Source organism: Streptomyces actuosus, assembly GCF_016921115.1.
Lineage (GTDB): Bacteria > Actinomycetota > Actinomycetes > Streptomycetales > Streptomycetaceae > Streptomyces > Streptomyces actuosus_A.
In genome coordinates, this window is sequence record NZ_JAFFZS010000002.1 from 25,538 (window position 1) to 42,362 (window position 16,825).

The following is a 16,825-nucleotide window of genomic DNA, read 5'->3' on the forward strand; positions in this document are numbered from 1 at the left end:
GAACGTCCGGCACCGCCTTTCTGCTCCCTCGGCTCCGTCGGCTCCGTCAGTCCAGGTTTCCCGCAGCGGGGGTACACCGCGAGCGGGGTGCGCCGACCGGACGACGCCTGCGGACGGTGGGGTACCCGCTGAGGGCGACGGCAGTCCGGCGGATTCCGGCGGATTCCGGCAGGGGCCGGCACGGCGGCCACGGCATCGCGGCCGCGTCGGCGGCCGCGTCGGCGCCCGGCGGGCGGGACGGCCCGCCCAGGCTGCGGCGGCCACGGGCTCGGTGCGGGCGACCCTGCCGACGCACCCTGAGGGCGAGTCGGCGCAGAACGCACCGAGGGCCGGAGACCTTTCGGTCTCCGGCCCTCGGCCTTCAGTAGCGGGGACAGGATTTGAACCTGCGACCTCTGGGTTATGAGCCCAGCGAGCTACCGAGCTGCTCCACCCCGCGTCGGTGATCCCAGTGTATGCCATGAGTGGGACAGGAAGCGAATCGGTTGGTTCGGGGTCCGCAGCGAAGGGTTTCGGGCGGACGGACCTCCCACGCGGCCCGCCGACCGGGGCCCCGCCGCGCCCGGCCACGGGCGCGGGCCGGTGCGGTCAGCCGGTGGCGTGGAGTTCGGCGAGGGGCAGGGTGTGCTGGGTCCGCAGGGCCTTGGCACGGAGGTAGTGGACGTTGTGCCGGGTGGTGAACACCCCCGTCGGCACCCGGTCGCGCACATCGACGCCGAGGTCGCCCAACTGCCCGGCCTTGTCGGGATTGTTGGTGAGCAGGTCGACGCGGTCGATGCCGAGGGCGCGGAGCATCTGGGCCCCCGCGGTGTAGTCGCGGGCGTCCTCGGGCAGGCCCAGGGCGGCGTTGGCCTCGTACGTGTCGAGCCCCTCGTCCTGGAGGGCGTACGCGTCGAGCTTGTTGTAGAGGCCGATGCCGCGGCCCTCCTGGCGGAGGTAGAGCAGGACACCGCCGCGGTCGGCGATGCGCTCGACGGCCTCGCGGAGCTGGGGGCCGCAGTCGCAGCGGGCGGAGCCGAGGACGTCGCCGGTGAGGCACTCGGAGTGGAGGCGGACCAGGGGCACCTCGCCGGGGTCGCCGAGGACCATCGCGAGGTGTTCGCGGCCGTCGGCGAGGCCGTGGAAGGTGACCAGTTCGGCGTCGGCGTGGTACCCGTCCGCGAAGCGCAGCGGCACACGGACGCGGGCGCGCTGCGTGGCGGCGGGGGCAGCGGGGGTGTCGGCCATGCGGTTCTCCGGTTCCGTTCCGAGTCGCCCGTACTGCTACGGGCACCTGCTTCAGATTTGAAGCAGGTGTTCGGAGGGAACCGTATCTCTGCTTTAAAGTTGAAGCAACTGGTTCGAGTGCCGGGCCGGCGTCACGAGCAGGGCGACGACCGGCGGCGCCAGGGCAGGTCGTCGCCCGCGGGAGTCGAGGCGTCCTCGCCCTGGAGCGACCGGACGATCGTGGTGCAGATCGCCTCCAGCTGCCCCACCTGCTCCTCGTCGAGGTGGTCGAAGAGCGAGGCCCGCACCGTCTCGACGTGCCCGGGGGCCGCCCGCTCCACCTCGGCCGTGCCCGCGTCGCTCAGGACGGCGACACTGCCGCGCCGGTCCCACCGACAGCTCTCCCGCCGCACGAGCCCGTCCTTCTCCAGCCGGGTCACGGCGTACGTGAGCCGGCTGCGGGTGATCTTCAGGGCCTCGGCGAGCTCGGTCATCCGCAGCCGCCGCTCCGGAGCCTCGGACAGAGTCGCCAGGATGGAGTAGTAAAGGTGGGGCATGCCGGCGTCCTGCTGGAGCTGCCGGTCCAGCGTGTCCTCCAGGAGGTGCGTCGCGGCGATGTACGCGCGCCAGGCGCGCTGCTCCTCGGGCGTGAGCCAGCGGGTCGTCATGCCACCAGTGTAGGTTTGTTTCAAACTTGAACCAAGCTAGCTTGGCTTTCGCCGTCCCCGAGCGGAGAGCACCGATGCCCCTCCCGTACGTCCTGCTGTCCGCCGCCGTCTCCCTCGACGGCTGTCTGGACGACACCGGCCCCGAGCGCCTGCTGCTCTCCAGCCCGGCCGACTTCGACCGGGTCGACGAGGTACGCGCCTGTGTCGACGCGATCCTCGTCGGCGCCGGCACCATCCGCGCCGACAACCCCCGCCTGCTGGTCAACTCCCCCGAGCGACGCGCCGCCCGCCGCGCCGCCGGACGGCCCGAGTACCCGCTCAAGGTCACCGTCAGCGGCTCGGGCGACCTCGACCCGGCAGCGCGGTTCTGGCACACCGGCGGCGCGAAGCTCCTGTACACCACGGACCGGGGCGCCGAGCGGGCCGCGCGATCCGGCATCGCGGCCGACGTGGTGCCGCTGGGCGCGGCGCTGGACTGGCGCCGCCTGCTGGAGCACCTGCACGACGTCCGGGGGGTGCGGCGCCTGATGGTCGAGGGCGGCGGCACCGTCCACACCCAGCTCCTCCAGCAGGGACTGGCCGACGAACTCCAGCTGGTCCTCGCCCCCCTCTTCGTCGGCGACCCGAAGGCACCCCGCCTCTTCGGCCCGGGCACCTACCAGCCGGGCCGCCTCCGCCTGGTGGAGACCCGGCAGATCGAGGACGTCGTCCTCATGCGCTACGAACCCACCGCGCCCGGGACCGGGCCGGCGGCCACCGCCGCCGACCACCACTGGCTGTCGCTCGCCTGCCGGCTGGCAAAGCGGTGCCCGCCGTCCGAGACCGCCTTCAGCGTCGGCGCGGTGGTCGTCGCGGCGGACGGCACCGAACTCGCGCGAGGCCACTCCCGCGAGGCCGGGGACCCGGTCGTGCACGCCGAGGAGGCGGCGCTGGCGAAGATCGCCGCGGACGATCCGCGCCTGCCCGGTGCGACCGTCTACAGCAGCCTGGAACCGTGTGCCCGCCGCGCCTCCCGGCCGCTGCCCTGCGCCCGGCTGATCCTGGCGTCCGGCGTCCGGCGCGTGGTCACGGCCTGGCGCGAACCCGACACCTTCGTCGAGGGCGCGGACGGCAGCGGGGTGCTGGCCGCCGGGGGCGCCGAGGTGGTCGTCCTGCCGGAGTACGAGGAGCGGGCGAAGGCGCCGAACCGGCACCTGGCGGGCTGAACGACAGGCGAGGCGGCCGACGGCGGCGGGCCGGCCCGCCGGGCTCTCACGTGAGCGACGGTGCCGTCGAGCGGCACCCGGAGCGGCGAGGGGCGACTGGGAGCCACCGGGGCGGGCAGGAGCCACGCGGACAGCCGGGAGCGGCGACGGGGCGTCCGGCTGCGGCGGCCGGCGAGCGGGGGTGACGTGGGACGTTCGGGCGCGGGCGCGGCACGGCCGGGAGCGACGAGGGGTGGCCCGCCGGCGAGCGGGCCACCCCTCGTCCTTCTCCGGAGCAGGCGGGTCAGGCGCCGGAGCGGGCCGAACGGCGACGGCGCGCGACGACCGTCGCCCCGGCACCGAGCGCCACGGCGACCCCGCTCGCGAGGGCGAGCTGCGGCAGGGCGGAGGGCGCACCCGTCGCGGCGAGCGTGCCCGTCCGCGTGGTCGTGGCGGACACCGGCACCACGGAGGTCCCGCCCTGCGGCGAGCCGCCCGAGGTGCGCGGGGCCGTGGAGGTCGTCGGCTTCGCCGCGCCGCCGGACGTGGAGCCCGCGGCGACGAGCTCGAACGTGTGGACCGTGAGGTCCGGCGTGCCGCCGCAGCTGCCGTCGTCGTTGACGTAGTCGCCGGCCGTGAGGGCGACGCCCTGGCCGGCGGGCGCCCCCGAGCCCACGGTGAGCCGCAGGGCGACGTCGGCGTGGGCGCCGGCCTTCAGCGGGCCGACCGCACCGGCGTAGCCGTTCCGGTCGACGTTCTTCCAGGCCGGGGACGCGGCGCTGGACCACTGGAGCTTCAGCAGGTCGTCGAGGTCCCGCTCGCCCTTCGTGCCGGTCGCGTGGACGGCCACGAACGGGCGGACCTCGTCCAGGGTCCGCCGGGTGCGGTTGGTCAGCCGCACCGAGAAGTCCACGGTCGTCCCCGCGGCGACCCTGCCGGGCAGGCCGGAGACCGACACCGCGAGGTCGGGCTCGGCGACGCACGACTCGTCGTCGCCGGCGTCCTCCTCGGCGTCCGCGAGGGCCTTCTCGGCGGCTTCGAGGTTCGCCTTGGCGGCCTTCTCGGCCGTCTGTGCGACGCCGTAGGCGCGGGATGCCTCCACCTCGGCGTCGTCCCGGGCCTCGACGGCGGCCGCGGCCGCGGCGTCGGCGGCCGTCTCGGCCGCGTCGGCGGCGTCGGCGGCCGTCCGCGCCTCGGCGAGGGCCCTCAGGGCGGCGACCCTGTCGTCGTCGGTGGCCTTCTCGTCGCCCATCACGGCGTCGACGTGGGCCTGGGCGTCGGCGACGGCCTGGTGGGCGGCGGTCTTCGCGGTGGCGGCGTCCTCGGCCTTCTGCCGGGCCCCGGCGGCGGCGACGGCGAGCGGAGAGGTGTCGGAGAGCGCGTCCTCGAGGGCCTGGTAGGCCGCGGACCTGGCGGCGACGGCGTCCTCGTACGCCTTCCGGGCCTCGGCGACGGCCCGCTCCAGCTCGGCGACGGAGGGCTTGCCCTCCGTCCGCGAGGCGGACGACGAGGACGACGAGGGCGCGGCGGCGGCGTCGGCGAACGCCGGACCGGCGGCGAGCAGGACGGCGGGAGCGGTGGCGGCGAGGGCGACGGCGGTCGCGAGGGTACGGCGAATCTTCACAAGTTCTCTTTTCTGGCGCGGAAGAGCAGGAAATGGATGCGATGGATCGCGGACGGCATCGGCACCTGTCGCTGCGTCAGACCCCCCGTGATCTCACGCGCCGTGGCCGACATGCGGCGGATTTCCCCGGTCGGCGAAGTGAGCGTACAGCTCCCTCACAGGTCGACTGAAACCCGTTTCAGTTCCCGGCCCTCGAGCGGAGCCCGGAAGGGCCACCTCCACCAACACCGAAGGCGGACAAACAGAACAGTTGCCCCCACCTGCGCAACATTCCGTGTGACGGTTGTCATCCCCTGAGCACTGACGTGCCGTCAGGAAGGGCCGGGCGAAAGCGTCGTGATGCGCGGTGCGCACTGCACGCAGGGAGTGCTGCGCTCACCGCGCGGTGAGCTCCGCCCGGCTGCTCCACTGTCACCGCCGGCCGCAAGGAGAAGCAGCGAGCGATGACATGAGGCAGTGACCGCCCTCGCGTCCTTGAAGTGGGAGCGCCGGCACACGCGTTCAGCGAGCCACCGGTGCGGACGCGAGCATGCGGGCCGAGGCGTCGTGGTCGTGGGCGAGGGGCACGGCGACGCCGGCCGCGACGAAGGCGGCCCCGGCGCGGGAGCGTCGGCGTTCGGCGCCGGCACGGGGTGGAGCAGGATCGGCCGTGCGACCGCAGGGTCGGTTCCGGGTGCCCGGCCACGCCGTCGGCACCGGCCCGCCGTCTGCGCCCGATACGCGGCCGGGCGCACGGCGCTCGTGGCGTGCCGCCGACGTCCGCCCGCATCGCAGAACCCCGAGAACGCCGCAGCGCCCGAGCCGACAGACGTCGACCCGAGCGCTGCACAGCAGGCCGGAGGGCATGTCCCCCGCCCACCACCGGTAGGCCCTGTGGGACTCGAACCCACAACCAATGGATTAAAAGTCTGCGAACCTTGCGGACCCCGCCGTTCCGGCCCATGCCGCCATGTGACGCGCGGTGCTGAACATCCCTGTTCAACGCCCGATCCGGGCCCCGCCGGACTTTCTCCTCATCCCGCTTCATGTCACCCTGTATCGGCCAGTTCCGGGACGTTCGGTTGAGCGCTGGCTGAGCAAAGAAGGCCCCGTCACCTGCGGTGACGAGGCCTCTCGCTGTCCACCCATCACGCTACTCCACCGGCCCCTTGGCGCCACCCCGCCGGGCCCGCGGCACCGCGGCCGCCGCGCGCTCCGTCAGCTCCTGCTCATACTCCGTGAACAGCTCCATGTACGTGTCCGAGGTCAGCGTGATCGTGGAGTGCCGCAGCTTGACCTTCGCGTCATGCACATCCCCGCCGCCGGCCTTCACGAGAGCGGCCGCGCCGTGCCGGAGGTCCCGCAGGTTGATCGGAGGCACCCCGGCCGCCTCGGCAAGGCGCCTGAACTCCTTCGAGACGGCGTCCGGGTGCAGCCAGGCCCCATCCTCCGCCGTGAAGATCTTCCCCGTGTCTGTCCAGGCCGGCACCTTCTTGCCCGCAGCCCGCTCCCGCTCAGCCTGCTCGTTCCAGGCTTCCCGCTCGGCCAGCTGGCGGGCGCGGTGTTCCTTCAGCACCAGCACCGTGCCGCGATCGAGCATCACCGACGACATGGAGCTGTCCGTCTTCGGCACCGTCTGCACCGGCGTCCAGCCGTCCACCACGATCTCGGTGAGCACGTCGAGCCGGGGCTGGGCCGCGTCCAGGTGCACGTTGGCCCAGTCGGCACCCACACCCTCACCGCGGCGCAGGCCGTGGTGAGCGATGAGGTGGAAGAGGGCGTACAGCCGGGACGACTCTGCCTCGTCGAGGAACTGGCCGAGCTGGGCCGGTGTCCACACCATGACCGGGCTCGGCTTCTGGCCCGTCTCGCGCCAGCGCGCCACCCGCTCGTCCGTCCACAGCAGGCCCTTCGGCCGCGCGCTGGAGCCGAGCTCGACGTGCGCGGCCGCGTTGAACGTGATGAGCTGCGCAGCGATCGCCTTGTTGAGCGCAGCGCGCAGCGTCCGGCGGATCGCGTGACGTGTCGCCGGACCGTTCGTCCTGCGGTACGGCTTCATCTCCGCCAGTCTGGCGCGCTCGGCAGCCAGGCGCTCCCGCTCCACGACCGGCGGCCGGCCCGGCCTCGACCACTTCGCGGAGACCTCTTGCTCGCGGCGGGCCTCGTTCTCGGCGCGGATGACGTCGGACTCGTCGGCAATCGCGTCGAACATCTCCTGCACGTGGCCGACGCCGAGCCGGTCCAGGCGCAGGTGCCCGATGTGGGGCTTGATGTGGACGCGGATGTGGGAGGCGTAGCCGTTGTTCGTGGTCGGGCGGGTCTTCTTCGTCGCCATCCACCGGTCCAGCCACTCGCCGACGGTCATCTTCCCGTCGAGTGGGACGCCGACGCCGAGCTTCCGGGAGACCTCGGTCGGCTCGGGGACGGGGGCGCGGGTCTTCTGCAGGTCGGCGAGGAGGTCGCCGACACGGCGCAGGCCGTCCTCGTCGTCGCCGGCGAGGTCGAGGATGGCGCGCATGCGGTCGAGGTCGGTCTGCGCGTCGGAGGCCTTGGCGTAGCCGGTCCGCTGGAAGCGCCGGCGCCCGCCCTCGGCATCGGGCGGGAGTTCCTGGGAGAGGCGGTGACTGCCGTGGCTGCGTCTCGACAGCTGCGGGCACTTCGAGCCGAGCCGCTTCCCGTCCGGGCCGCGACACTCACAGCGCTTACTGATGCCGCCAGCACGGCGAGACACGGGCAATTTAGTCACCTTCTTCCTGTGCGCTTGAGACGCGACGCCCCGTCGCCAGATACTCAGAAATTGCTCTATCCATAGCCTCCGAGATTGCAGCCTTCGAATATTCCTCGAAGTATTTCTTGAATCGCCTGTACGCTCCATCCTCTCCAGAGGCAGCAGGTTCCATTTGGAAGAGTTGAAGCACTGAATCTACTGGACGGGGAGAAGCAGAGACAGCAGGAAGGTTACCTTTATACCCGCCACGCCATTTGCCTTCCGCATCCTGTTCCAGGTAGGCGAGATCGTTCGGCAGAGCGGGCGGATACAGTCCCCGCTCTCTAATGCTTTTCCGGAAGCTCAGCACTCTATCCCTGAGCTCGGCCACGGCATGGGCGGCCTGACGACCGTGCACCTCCGCGGCGCGCGCACTCGCCAATACAGTCTCCGCGGCTGCCAAATCGCGCTCGACACGAACAATCTCTACCTGCAGGCGCTGAGTTACATCGCGATCAGGATTCCCTGATTCCAGCGTTTCCCTGAGCTCGACCAGACGGTCACGGAGCTCTAGAGAGCGTCTTTCAGAATTCTCCACCTCCTTCCTTGCGTCAAGGGTTCTGGCGAATGCCATATCGTCGGCCTTTACGGCTCGCCGCAAGCGGTCAATAAGTTCTTCGTGTTCGCGAATGAACCCCAGAGGGGAATCAATTACCGCACCCGCCTCGTCCTGACTGAACGCCACTGCACCAGAAAGCCAATCAATCGCCGCTAGCGGCTCTTGCCATGCCCCAGGCAGCACCTCGACGTGAGCTACGTGCCCAACGGGAAAGATAAGCACTCCAGGCGGCACCCCCAAGGCTCGAGCCAGAACAAGCACCTCGGCAATAGTGACGTTCTGCCGCTTGCCGTTCTCCAGGTTGGAGAGGACGACCCTCGGGATTGGAGCCCCGAGCTCTGCACAGCGGTCCGAGAGCTGCTGTGCACTCAGGCCCTGCTCCTGTCGATGACGCCGGATCTCGCCGGCGATGGACCTGCTGATCGCCGACATCCAGTCTTGTTGCTCCATAGTCATCCAACATACGGAGCGGCTTGAACTGTGTCGACCCATGCCGTAGAGTCCCGGCCAGTCGAACCGGAACGGTTCGACTACAAGCACCTTCTGCACTGAAACGGTACAGCCTGGCAGTGATCGGCATCGGATGGCATGAGTGCTGGTCGGGGCGGTGCCACGAGAGATGGAGTCATGACCACAACATCCACCGAGATCGCCGCCAGGCGCGGCATGCAGTACGAGGAGGTCGTGGCGCTGCCCGTCGCATTCGACCTCGAGACCGCGAACCGCGCCCTCGGCATCGGTCGGACGAAGGGGTTCGAGCTTGCCAAGCGGGGCGAGTACCCCGTGCCCGTCCGGAGGGACGGCCGCACCTACAGGGTCAACCGAGCTGACCTTCTCCGCGAACTCGGAATGGACCCCCACTGCGACGGCGCCGGGGTTGCCGCCCCGACGCCGTCTGACGAGAACGCCCCTGTCTCCACCAGTTCCCACTAGCACAGAGCGGCGCTGGGGTTGCCGCCCCAACGCCGCCCGGAAAGAGAACGTCCTCATGCACAGCATCGCACAGGCGTCAACGGCGACGCCCGATGAACAGCGCGCCCCCACCGCGCTCCAGGTCCTCATGGAGGACGTGGTCGACGGGTGCTCGATGCGCCTTGAGTGGCGTGGCGAGCACCTCTGGCTGGCCGTCGACGACGGCCGCGAGTGCGTCGTCGACGCTGAGAGGGTTCTGCAGCTCCTGAAGAAGTACAGCCGTCGGCCTGGCGAGGTGACGGCATGACGACCGCAACCAGCGACCAGCGCTTCGCCTCTGACGAATGCCCCGCGTCCAGCGCCTGCACCACCTACACCTGGTGCGACGTGGCTGGCCCCCACCACGACCACATCAGCACTGGACACGCCATCACCGACACGACCGGCCGGGAGATCATCGATAGCCGCGTGATCTTCTTCTCCAACACGGAGCCGACCGTGTCGATCGGGGAGTCCGACTTCACCCCCGACGAGGCCCGTGACAAGGCGGCGGAGCTGCGAGCGCTCGCCGACCGCATCGACGAGCACGCGGAACAGGCTCAGGTCGCTGCGCAGGTCGAGGCATTCGTCGCAGACCTAAACGCCCGGCGCGTGGGCGCCGATGTGCACCTGACCACGTTCATCGACGAGGCGACGAAGCTGGTGCGGAAGTGGGGCGACGCCAAGGCGTTCGCAGCCTGGTTCCTCACCGCCATCGAAGAGCGTGGTGCGAAGGCGGGCGAGCGGTGACGAGCCCCATCATCGCCGCGGCGGCCGGAGGCGAGCCCTCCGGCCGTCCGGCCCGCCCCGACCGGCCTGTCCGCTTCTCCGATCCGGTCCGCAACGCCGCGTACTGGGCGCGGATCGACCGCATCGTCGATGCCGCTCCTCCGCTCAGCCCCGAGCAGAAGGCACCGCTCCGAACCATCTTCAGCAGCGTCACGACCGGCACGGCCAAGGAGGCGGCGTGAGGGCGTACGACTTGGAGACCGGGAGCTTCGGCCGCCCGGTCCTGCCGCATCTGTTCCACTACCCGCAGACCGGCCAGCCCGTACGTTCCGTGCCCATCAAGGGCGAACCCTGGTGGGTTGCTCTCGACGTTGCGGCTGTCCTTGAGCTCGGCAACGTGCACAGCTCCCTCGCCCTGCTCGACGACGACGAGAAGGGGTTCCACAGTGTGGAGACCCCTGGCGGCCCGCAACAGCTCGCCGTCGTGAACGAGCCGGGTCTGTACTCGCTGATCCTTCGCAGTCGGAAGCCGCAGGCCAAGACCTTCAAGCGGTGGATCACCCACGAGGTTCTGCCCTCGATCCGCAAGACCGGCTCGTACTCGGTCGCCGTTCCGCAGACGCTGCCGGAGGCGCTGCGCGCGTTCGCGGCCGAGGTGGAGGCGCGGGAGGCTGCGGAGGCGCGCGTCGCCGAGCTGGCGCCCGCCGCCGGCGCGTGGGAGACCTTGGCGGCTGCCGAGGGGGACTACTCGGTAAGGGAGGCCGCGCAGCTCTTGGTCCGCGCGGGCATCAGCACCGGCCAGAACCGGCTCTTCGCCACGCTGCGGGACATCGGATGGATCGACGCATCCGGCCAGCCCTACCAGGCCCAGGTAGACGCGGGCCGGCTCCGCCGGAGGACGACCAGCTACAGCCACCCGCACCACGGTGAGCCCGTGCTGTCGTCGCAGGTTCGGATCACAGTCAAGGGCGTCGCCGCCCTCCGTGGCCGCCTCAGCGGCCGGCAGGAGGCCCTGCCGCTCGACGAGGACCCATCGTGACCGGACCCGTCACCGAGGCGCTGTCGGATTCCCCCACCAAGCGAGAGGACGGCCGTGAGCTACGAGGCTGTGCGGTGGGCCATGCGTGACTCCCCGGTGCTTCTCACGGAGAAGGGCAGGCCGGACAGCACCGCCAGGCACGTCCTGGCGGTGCTCGCCGAGCACGCCCACAAGGACGGCTCCAACAGCTACCCCTCGGTCGACCTCATCTCCTACTGCACCGGCTACGACCGGCGTACGGTCCAGCGCGCGCTCAGGCGCCTCGAGGACGGTCGGCTCATCCGGAAGACCGGTGAGGTCAGCGGGTGCAGGGTGTGGGCGCTGGACCTGCGTCGCAAGCGGCCGGCCTCGGACTGGGAGGCGGTGAAGGCCGATGAGGAGGCCGAACGGGCGGCAGCGGCGGAGCGGAAGCGCCGGTCCCGCGCGAAGACCGTCGCGCACTCTGCGTCCGTGACGGTCACGGACACAGAGTGCGTGACGGAAGGGAATGTCACACACTCTGCGTCCGGACGTCACGCATCCAGAGTGCGCGACGTCACGCACTCTGCGTCCGGACGTCACGCACTCAGTGCCGCCCGAACCATCAAGGAACCACCACAGGAACCACCAGAGAACCAATCGGTGGTCGAACTGGAGGACAACAGCTCAGGTAGTAGCCAGCTCGAGGCGAGCCAACCAGAGGGCCCGAGCGAGCGACACGCCTACGGCATCCCGGATGCGGCGCGCCCGCTCGTCGACGCGCTCACGGCCGCCGGGATCACCGTCCGCTGGCCCTTCAAGGGCGACCAATGGTTCCCGGTCCTCGCCCTCATCCAGAAGACCGGCGTCCCAGCGATGGTCAGCCACGCCGTACGCATGGTCGGCCGCACGCCGGACGTCGACTCGGCGAGGTACTTCATGCGCGGCTGGGCCGAGCTGCCGCCGCTGCCCGCCCCCGGAGCGAAGCCGATACAGGGCGCCTTCCTGATGCCCCTCGAGGGCGGAGGCGAGGCCGCGCCCGACCGGCGCCGTCCCGGCTCCGGCTGGAAGCCCTACACGAACCCCACGGACCCCGCCGTGTACGAGAACGGATGGTGACATGACCGACCCACAGCCCATCGGAAGCGCCTCCGCGCTCGACCACCTCAACGAACGCCTCGCCGCGCACCTGGCAGCCCGCGGCCTGAGCCCGGTCGAGCCCGGCCCCATCGACGACGGACCGGTACCCGGAATGCCGGGCCACCCCGAGTTCCACCGGCAGAACCGGATCGACTTCGCGCTGGCCCGCTGGCGCACCGCGACACCTCCCCGCTACCAGCACTCCGACGCCAGCCACCCGGACGTGAAGGCGTGGGCCGCTGCGGTGGCCGCCGAACCGGACGCCGCAGGGTCCCTGCTCATCACCGGCACCACCGGCACCGGCAAGACCCACCAGGCGTACGGCGCGCTCCGCCTGGTCGCCGAGTCCGGACCTCGGGACTTCCGGATGCTCGCCACCACGGCCGCGGACATGTACGGCCGTCTCCGCCCGGGCGGCTCCGAGCGCACCGCCGAGGACGAGCTGAAGCGCCTGTGCGACATCCCCCTGCTGCTGCTGGACGACCTCGGCAGCGCCAAGGCCTCCGAGTGGACCGAGGAGATCACCTACAGGCTCATCAACGGCCGGTACAACCAGTGCCTGCCCACGGTCTTCACCTCGAACCTGCCCACCCGCGCGCCCCGGGACGAGAACGGGCGGCCGATCGCGCCCGACCTGGCAGCCGCCCTGGGCGAGCGGATCGTCTCCCGCCTCGCCGAGATGACCACCGTCGTCCCGATGACGGGAGACGACCTCCGCCGACGAGGTGCCGCATGAGCGCCCACGTCGCCGAGCACACGGGGGCCGGGTGATCGTCTGCGGCCTGTGCGGCGACGAGACCGAGGGCCGGTACCTGTGCGAGCGGCACACCGTCCAGCTCGCCAGCCGCTTGGCCGAACTGCCCACCCTGTACGCCGAGGTCGGCGAGTGCCTGGTACCCCGCCGGTCCGGCTGGGGCGAGATCGTCGCCACCCGGGGTGCGGCCGGCCCGCGGTCTCCTATCGATGAGGACGTCCTCGACACGGTGAACGCGGCCCGCGCGGCCGAGGTGATGCACCTGTGGCGAGTGGACGTGCAGCGCGAGCGGTGGCCCAGCCACGGGGCGCCGCCGCCCTGCGGCCTGGATGCCGATTGCCGCTGGCTCCGCATGGAGTTGGAGTGGGTCGCCGACCACTACCCGGCGGCCGGGGACCTGGCGCGCGAGGTGCGGGAGCTGGAGGCCCGGGCCCGCTCCATCGTCGGCGATCCGGTACCCCGTCCGCAGCACCTGGGCTTGTGCGTGGCGGTGACGGACGACCAGGGCACTGTGTGCGGCGCGGTCCTGTCCCGACTGCCAGGCCAGCCGGTGCAGTGCCGGCAGTGCGGGACGGCCTACCGGACCGAGCAGGACCTGTTGTTGCTCCTGCACTACCAGCCGCGGGAGTCGGCGTGACCACCTTGCATCTAACCCCCGGGTTAGATACGGTGCTGGGGATGGAACCGAAACCCTGGCGGGACCGGCTCCGCGACGAGGAAGAGCTGTTGGCGCAGCTCAACCGACTCGCCTCCGAAGCCGCCGACCGACGAGCACAGGCACTGCTCGACGGCGTGGACGAACTCGGCACGATCGCCGACGTCGCCCGCGACCTCGGCGTGAGCTGGAACGCCGTCGACAAGGCCATCAAGAAGTACCAGCGCAAGAAAGCCGCCGGCCCCGGCGGCACCACAACCGAATAGACAGCGAGGGCCGGACAGCAGCTCCCAGGTGTTGGCGCACCCGGGGCGATCGCACCGCCCGACCCTCAAGCCCACGAACGAGAGCAGACCTCGTCATGGACCACCAGAACCTTAGCGCGCCCGCATGCGCGCAGATCAGCTCCGCCCGGCGCCTCATCGCCGCCGGCGTCATCCGCCGCGCCCCCGACCGCACGACCACCGTGCGCGTCACCAAGGCCGGCGTCACCGGCACCATCCGCAAGGCGGTGACCCGGTGACCATCACCCCGAACCCCGACCGGCTCGCCGCGCTGCACGCCCTCTGCCGCAGCGACTACGCCAAGGGCACCGCCCAGCGCACCCGGGCCGCCTACGCCACGGACACCCCGGACTGGACGCCCACCCTGCCGGACCCCAACGACGTCGACACGGCCCTCCGCGTGGGCCTCCGGATGCTCGAGGTGTACGGCACCGTCGACGGCAACGACGTCTTCGCCTACGCCCAGGCCCACGGCGGCCTCGCCGAAGCCCTGCGGATCCTGCTGCGCGCCCTCGGCGCCGATGTCCCTCAACCGGAATTGCTGGCCGGCCAGCCGACCCGTGAGGTTCGTTGTCCGGTCGCGCACCCTGAGGACCCCACGCCGTGCGACGGCCCGGCCGTGGTCACCGTCCTCGACGCCGACAACGCGGGCGCGGACGGGTGCGAGCATCACGCCGCCCGGCTCCTCGCCTCCCTCGACGGTGGTCGCGTCTACGGCCTCCCCCACGCCCCGGCCGGCACCGCCATCCGCGTCTTCAAGGCCGCGGACGGCATCCGCCCCTTCCCGTGGATCGAGGCGACGCGGACCCGCCCCGAGCAGCTGTCCCGCGAGGAGATCCGCCGCGGTGGTGAGGGCCAGTGACGCAGCACCTGCCCCGCACCGCCACCGTCAGCGTGCTGGTCGCCAAGGCCCTGGAGATCGACGAACCCGACTGGTGCGCCGGCCACCACGACGACCGCGCCCAGTACAAGGTCGACATCACGCACTACGGCCCCGAGCACAACGTCGCCGCACACGACTACGGCCTGTTCAAGGCAATGCTCGCCCAGTCCCCCTACGCCGAGCGGGCCTCCCGCGACGTCGCCCTGTACATCGAGCAGCAGGACATCACCGGCTCCTACACCCCCGACGAGGCCGAGCAGCTGGCCGACGCCCTCGTCGCATGCGCCGACCAGCTCCGCGCGCTCGGCCGGGAGCTCGCCGCGATCCTCGCCGGAGGTGCCCGGTGAAGCACAACCCGCGCGACTGCCGACTCTGCGCCAGCCTCCGCCACCCCGGCACCGCCCGCGAAGGCCGCGCCCTGGCCCGCCACCTCGCCGAGCACCCCTTCCCCAAGCAGGACCCGAACACGCTGCGAGGTGAGGGCCGGTGACCACCCGCACCCTCACCACCGGCCAGCAGGCCGCCCTGGGCGGCGCCGCGGTCGCCATGCTCGCCGTGGGCGGCTTCGGCGCCTGGGGCACCTACGCCAACACCGTCGCCGAGTTCGGGCGGGCCGCGACCGCGGCCGGCGTCGTCGCCGGCGGCGAGGGCCTCACCCTCATCCTCGCCCTCACCATGCTCGGCCTCACCCTCCTCGGCCAGGCCGCCCCGGCCTGGGTCCGCGGCGGCCTGTGGCTCGCCCCGCTCGGCGCCTGCCTCACCGGCATGGCCATCGCCGACACCCTCACCGAGGCCGCCGTCTACGCCATCACACCACTGGCGATGTCCGGCGCCGCCGAGGGCCTCGGGCTGATCGCCCGCCGGATCGTCGTCTACACCACCGGCGTGGACGCCGAGGTGATGCGCCGCAACGCGAACGCCGCCCGACTGCTCGCCTTCCACCGGGCCGTCGCCCAGGGACACCCCGGCGAGTGGCGGCGCAAGGTCGCCGTCCGCCGCTACTGGCGGCTCGCGAAGCACGTGGGCGTCGGCGACGCCGACCTCGGCGCCGGCCTGGTCGCGGTCCAGCGGACCCGGGTACGCGACGGAGCCGATGCGGCCCTCGCCGGAATGTACGGCGCCACGCCCGCAACGGTCGCCGAGGAGCAGCCCACGCCGGCCCGGCCCCTCGCCGCGGATGTCCTGCGCGCCCGGTTCGCCTCCATGGACCCCGATGATGCGATCCGGCTTGCGGCTGATGCGCGACCTGATGCGCCCCCGGCGGAACTGGCGTCCGTCCTCGGCCACTACGGGGTGACCGTCGACCCCGTCGCGGTCGCCCTGGTCCTCGGGCAGCAGCCTCCCGAGTACGAGGTGCATCGGGGTGATGCGCCAGCGCATCAGCAGGTCAGCGACCCCATGACGGCCCTGGAGCCGGTCACGCTGGAGGCCGCCGTCATCGAGGCCGCATCCGCTCTCGGCCCGGACGCCAAGGTCCGCCAGATCGTCGAGCACGTCGAGCGGCACCGCCGCCTGGTCGTCACCGAGCCCTACGTGCGCACCGCCCTGTCCCGGGCCGCGAAGAAGCCGCCCGCCGCCGCCCCGGCCGACGAGATGCGAGGGGGATACGCGTGATGAGTGACCTGGAGAAGGCCGCCCGGGACGCGGTCGACGCGGCCGACAACGCGGAGATGGTCCGGCAGATCGCCGCGCTCCTCGCCGCGCAGCAGCTGGCCAACGCCCAGCAGCAGCCGGCGGCGCCCGCGCCCGCCCCGGCCCACCGGCCGGTGGGCCTGTACGTGGCGGCCGGGATCGGCGGAGCGGTCGCCCTGTCGTTCCTGGCGATGGCCGCCGCGCTCCTCGCGGCGGCCATCGCCGTCGGGGCGGTCGCCACCACCGTCTGTGTGCTGGTGCTGCGGAGCGTGTGGCAGGACATGCAGCGGGGCCGCTGACCCGCCCCGTCCGTCCCCCGCGGGCGCCTGTCCGTGGGGGTGCGGTCGGGCCGGACCGTCCGGCCCCTGCAGGGAGGAGCACCCCATGCCCACCGGCCACAGCACCTACGTCGAGACCAAGTCCCTGGGCTCCGGCCGTAGCTCGTACCGGTTCGTGTGCACGTGCGGACGCCAGGGCGGACGCCGCGACAGCCACTCCGCCGCCAGCCAGGCCGGCCGCCGCCACGAGAAGACCGGCCGCTGACCATCACCGAGGGAGACCCCATGGACGAGCCCCGCCTGAACGCCGCCGACAAGCTGGCGATCGCCCGCCTGGAGCTGCGCGGGATCCGCCGCGCCGCCGCCGGCATCGAGCACCAGCCCGACATCGACGCCGGGATCCGCCGCATCAAGGAACGCGCCCGCCGCCGCACCCAACAGACCAACCGCAAGAAGTAGCTGCGCCCCGGGGGCGGCGCACCACGACCAAGCAGGGCCGCCCCCGGGCCCTTCCCCACCCAGCAAGAGGCAGGAA

General features: G+C 71.9%; 22 protein-coding genes, 1 tRNA gene and 1 pseudogene. 18 read left to right on the forward strand and 6 right to left on the reverse strand.

Annotation, left to right across the window (positions count from 1 at the left end):
• Positions 1-365: 365 nt before the first annotated feature.
• From JS756_RS02925 to JS756_RS02935, 3 genes are all read right to left on the reverse strand, one after another.
• Positions 366-439: transfer RNA gene (locus JS756_RS02925), tRNA-Met, on the reverse strand.
• A gap of 149 nt (positions 440-588) precedes the next feature.
• Positions 589-1,227 carry a GTP cyclohydrolase II gene (locus JS756_RS02930; protein ID WP_205381326.1) on the reverse strand — a complete coding sequence of 213 codons (639 nt, stop codon included), beginning with the start codon at positions 1,225-1,227 and terminating at the stop codon, positions 589-591.
• A 131-nt stretch (positions 1,228-1,358) separates the two neighbouring features.
• The gene (locus JS756_RS02935) at positions 1,359-1,874 is read right to left on the reverse strand and encodes a MarR family winged helix-turn-helix transcriptional regulator (RefSeq protein WP_205381327.1); all 516 of its coding nucleotides are present in this window, start codon (positions 1,872-1,874) and stop codon (positions 1,359-1,361) included.
• A gap of 74 nt (positions 1,875-1,948) precedes the next feature.
• On the opposite strand from JS756_RS02935, the gene JS756_RS02940 reads away from it, so the two are divergent.
• Complete coding sequence (locus tag JS756_RS02940; RefSeq protein WP_205381328.1) at positions 1,949-3,079, forward strand: dihydrofolate reductase family protein; 1,131 nt, start codon at positions 1,949-1,951, stop codon at positions 3,077-3,079.
• 283 nt (positions 3,080-3,362) lie between these two features.
• Here JS756_RS02940 and JS756_RS02945 read toward each other — a convergent pair whose 3' ends face one another.
• From JS756_RS02945 to JS756_RS02955, 3 genes are all read right to left on the reverse strand, one after another.
• The gene (locus JS756_RS02945) at positions 3,363-4,682 is read right to left on the reverse strand and encodes a coiled-coil domain-containing protein (protein ID WP_205381329.1); all 1,320 of its coding nucleotides are present in this window, start codon (positions 4,680-4,682) and stop codon (positions 3,363-3,365) included.
• 1,132 nt (positions 4,683-5,814) lie between these two features.
• Positions 5,815-7,398, reverse strand: a complete 1,584-nt coding sequence (locus JS756_RS02950; RefSeq protein WP_205381330.1) for a site-specific integrase — start codon at positions 7,396-7,398, stop codon at positions 5,815-5,817.
• Position 7,399: 1 nt separating this feature from the next.
• Entirely contained in the window at positions 7,400-8,437 is a 1,038-nt protein-coding gene (locus JS756_RS02955; RefSeq protein ID WP_205381331.1) for a helix-turn-helix domain-containing protein, read from the reverse strand.
• Positions 8,438-8,614: 177 nt separating this feature from the next.
• On the opposite strand from JS756_RS02955, the pseudogene JS756_RS02960 reads away from it, so the two are divergent.
• The 17 genes and pseudogenes from JS756_RS02960 to JS756_RS03040 all read left to right on the forward strand — a co-directional run.
• A pseudogene (locus JS756_RS02960) lies at positions 8,615-8,839 on the forward strand (hypothetical protein); the annotation flags it as partial.
• 136 nt (positions 8,840-8,975) lie between these two features.
• On the forward strand, positions 8,976-9,206 hold the full coding sequence (locus JS756_RS02965; protein ID WP_205381333.1) for a hypothetical protein: 231 nt from the start codon (positions 8,976-8,978) through the stop codon (positions 9,204-9,206).
• On the forward strand, positions 9,203-9,688 hold the full coding sequence (locus tag JS756_RS02970; protein ID WP_205381334.1) for a hypothetical protein: 486 nt from the start codon (positions 9,203-9,205) through the stop codon (positions 9,686-9,688). The genes JS756_RS02965 and JS756_RS02970 overlap by 4 nt, the downstream gene beginning before the upstream one ends.
• Positions 9,685-9,909, forward strand: coding sequence for a hypothetical protein (locus tag JS756_RS02975; RefSeq protein WP_205381335.1), 225 nt, complete (start codon positions 9,685-9,687; stop codon positions 9,907-9,909). Before JS756_RS02970 ends, JS756_RS02975 begins: the two co-directional genes overlap by 4 nt.
• The gene (locus JS756_RS02980) at positions 9,906-10,706 is read left to right on the forward strand and encodes a phage antirepressor (protein ID WP_205381336.1); all 801 of its coding nucleotides are present in this window, start codon (positions 9,906-9,908) and stop codon (positions 10,704-10,706) included. Before JS756_RS02975 ends, JS756_RS02980 begins: the two co-directional genes overlap by 4 nt.
• Before the next feature lie 54 nt (positions 10,707-10,760).
• Positions 10,761-11,783 (forward strand): helix-turn-helix domain-containing protein, encoded by a 1,023-nt coding sequence (locus JS756_RS02985; RefSeq protein WP_205381337.1) that lies wholly within the window; start codon positions 10,761-10,763, stop codon positions 11,781-11,783.
• A gap of 1 nt (position 11,784) precedes the next feature.
• Positions 11,785-12,540 (forward strand): ATP-binding protein, encoded by a 756-nt coding sequence (locus JS756_RS02990; RefSeq protein WP_205381338.1) that lies wholly within the window; start codon positions 11,785-11,787, stop codon positions 12,538-12,540.
• A 31-nt stretch (positions 12,541-12,571) separates the two neighbouring features.
• Entirely contained in the window at positions 12,572-13,195 is a 624-nt protein-coding gene (locus JS756_RS02995; protein WP_205381339.1) for a hypothetical protein, read from the forward strand.
• A gap of 41 nt (positions 13,196-13,236) precedes the next feature.
• Positions 13,237-13,479: a helix-turn-helix domain-containing protein gene (locus JS756_RS03000; RefSeq protein WP_205381340.1), complete on the forward strand. Its 243-nt coding sequence runs from the start codon at positions 13,237-13,239 to the stop codon at positions 13,477-13,479.
• A 95-nt stretch (positions 13,480-13,574) separates the two neighbouring features.
• Positions 13,575-13,736: a hypothetical protein gene (locus JS756_RS03005; RefSeq protein ID WP_205381341.1), complete on the forward strand. Its 162-nt coding sequence runs from the start codon at positions 13,575-13,577 to the stop codon at positions 13,734-13,736.
• Entirely contained in the window at positions 13,733-14,359 is a 627-nt protein-coding gene (locus JS756_RS03010; RefSeq protein WP_307790268.1) for a hypothetical protein, read from the forward strand. The genes JS756_RS03005 and JS756_RS03010 overlap by 4 nt, the downstream gene beginning before the upstream one ends.
• On the forward strand, positions 14,356-14,727 hold the full coding sequence (locus tag JS756_RS03015) for a DUF6907 domain-containing protein (RefSeq protein WP_307790270.1): 372 nt from the start codon (positions 14,356-14,358) through the stop codon (positions 14,725-14,727). Before JS756_RS03010 ends, JS756_RS03015 begins: the two co-directional genes overlap by 4 nt.
• On the forward strand, positions 14,724-14,870 hold the full coding sequence (locus JS756_RS03020; protein WP_205381342.1) for a hypothetical protein: 147 nt from the start codon (positions 14,724-14,726) through the stop codon (positions 14,868-14,870). Before JS756_RS03015 ends, JS756_RS03020 begins: the two co-directional genes overlap by 4 nt.
• Entirely contained in the window at positions 14,867-15,994 is a 1,128-nt protein-coding gene (locus tag JS756_RS03025; RefSeq protein ID WP_205381343.1) for a conjugal transfer protein, read from the forward strand. The genes JS756_RS03020 and JS756_RS03025 overlap by 4 nt, the downstream gene beginning before the upstream one ends.
• Positions 15,994-16,311 carry a hypothetical protein gene (locus tag JS756_RS03030; RefSeq protein ID WP_205381344.1) on the forward strand — a complete coding sequence of 106 codons (318 nt, stop codon included), beginning with the start codon at positions 15,994-15,996 and terminating at the stop codon, positions 16,309-16,311. Before JS756_RS03025 ends, JS756_RS03030 begins: the two co-directional genes overlap by 1 nt.
• An 85-nt stretch (positions 16,312-16,396) precedes the next feature.
• Entirely contained in the window at positions 16,397-16,555 is a 159-nt protein-coding gene (locus JS756_RS03035) for a hypothetical protein (protein WP_205381345.1), read from the forward strand.
• A gap of 20 nt (positions 16,556-16,575) precedes the next feature.
• Positions 16,576-16,749 (forward strand): hypothetical protein, encoded by a 174-nt coding sequence (locus JS756_RS03040; protein ID WP_205381346.1) that lies wholly within the window; start codon positions 16,576-16,578, stop codon positions 16,747-16,749.
• Positions 16,750-16,825 lie beyond the last annotated feature (76 nt).

Excerpts from the sequence above, each read along its gene's own strand:
- JS756_RS02930 (WP_205381326.1), bottom strand. The coding sequence starts at position 1,227 with ATGGCCGACACCCCCGCTGCCCCCGCCGCCACGCAGCGCGCCCGCGTC.
- JS756_RS02935 (WP_205381327.1), bottom strand. The coding sequence starts at position 1,874 with ATGACGACCCGCTGGCTCACGCCCGAGGAGCAGCGCGCCTGGCGCGCG.
- JS756_RS02940 (WP_205381328.1), top strand. The coding sequence starts at position 1,949 with ATGCCCCTCCCGTACGTCCTGCTGTCCGCCGCCGTCTCCCTCGACGGC.
- JS756_RS02955 (WP_205381331.1), bottom strand. The coding sequence starts at position 8,437 with ATGGAGCAACAAGACTGGATGTCGGCGATCAGCAGGTCCATCGCCGGC.
- JS756_RS02965 (WP_205381333.1), top strand. The coding sequence starts at position 8,976 with ATGCACAGCATCGCACAGGCGTCAACGGCGACGCCCGATGAACAGCGC.
- JS756_RS02970 (WP_205381334.1), top strand. The coding sequence starts at position 9,203 with ATGACGACCGCAACCAGCGACCAGCGCTTCGCCTCTGACGAATGCCCC.
- JS756_RS02990 (WP_205381338.1), top strand. The coding sequence starts at position 11,785 with ATGACCGACCCACAGCCCATCGGAAGCGCCTCCGCGCTCGACCACCTC.
- JS756_RS03000 (WP_205381340.1), top strand. The coding sequence starts at position 13,237 with ATGGAACCGAAACCCTGGCGGGACCGGCTCCGCGACGAGGAAGAGCTG.
- JS756_RS03005 (WP_205381341.1), top strand. The coding sequence starts at position 13,575 with ATGGACCACCAGAACCTTAGCGCGCCCGCATGCGCGCAGATCAGCTCC.
- JS756_RS03030 (WP_205381344.1), top strand. The coding sequence starts at position 15,994 with ATGAGTGACCTGGAGAAGGCCGCCCGGGACGCGGTCGACGCGGCCGAC.
- JS756_RS03035 (WP_205381345.1), top strand. The coding sequence starts at position 16,397 with ATGCCCACCGGCCACAGCACCTACGTCGAGACCAAGTCCCTGGGCTCC.
- JS756_RS03040 (WP_205381346.1), top strand. The coding sequence starts at position 16,576 with ATGGACGAGCCCCGCCTGAACGCCGCCGACAAGCTGGCGATCGCCCGC.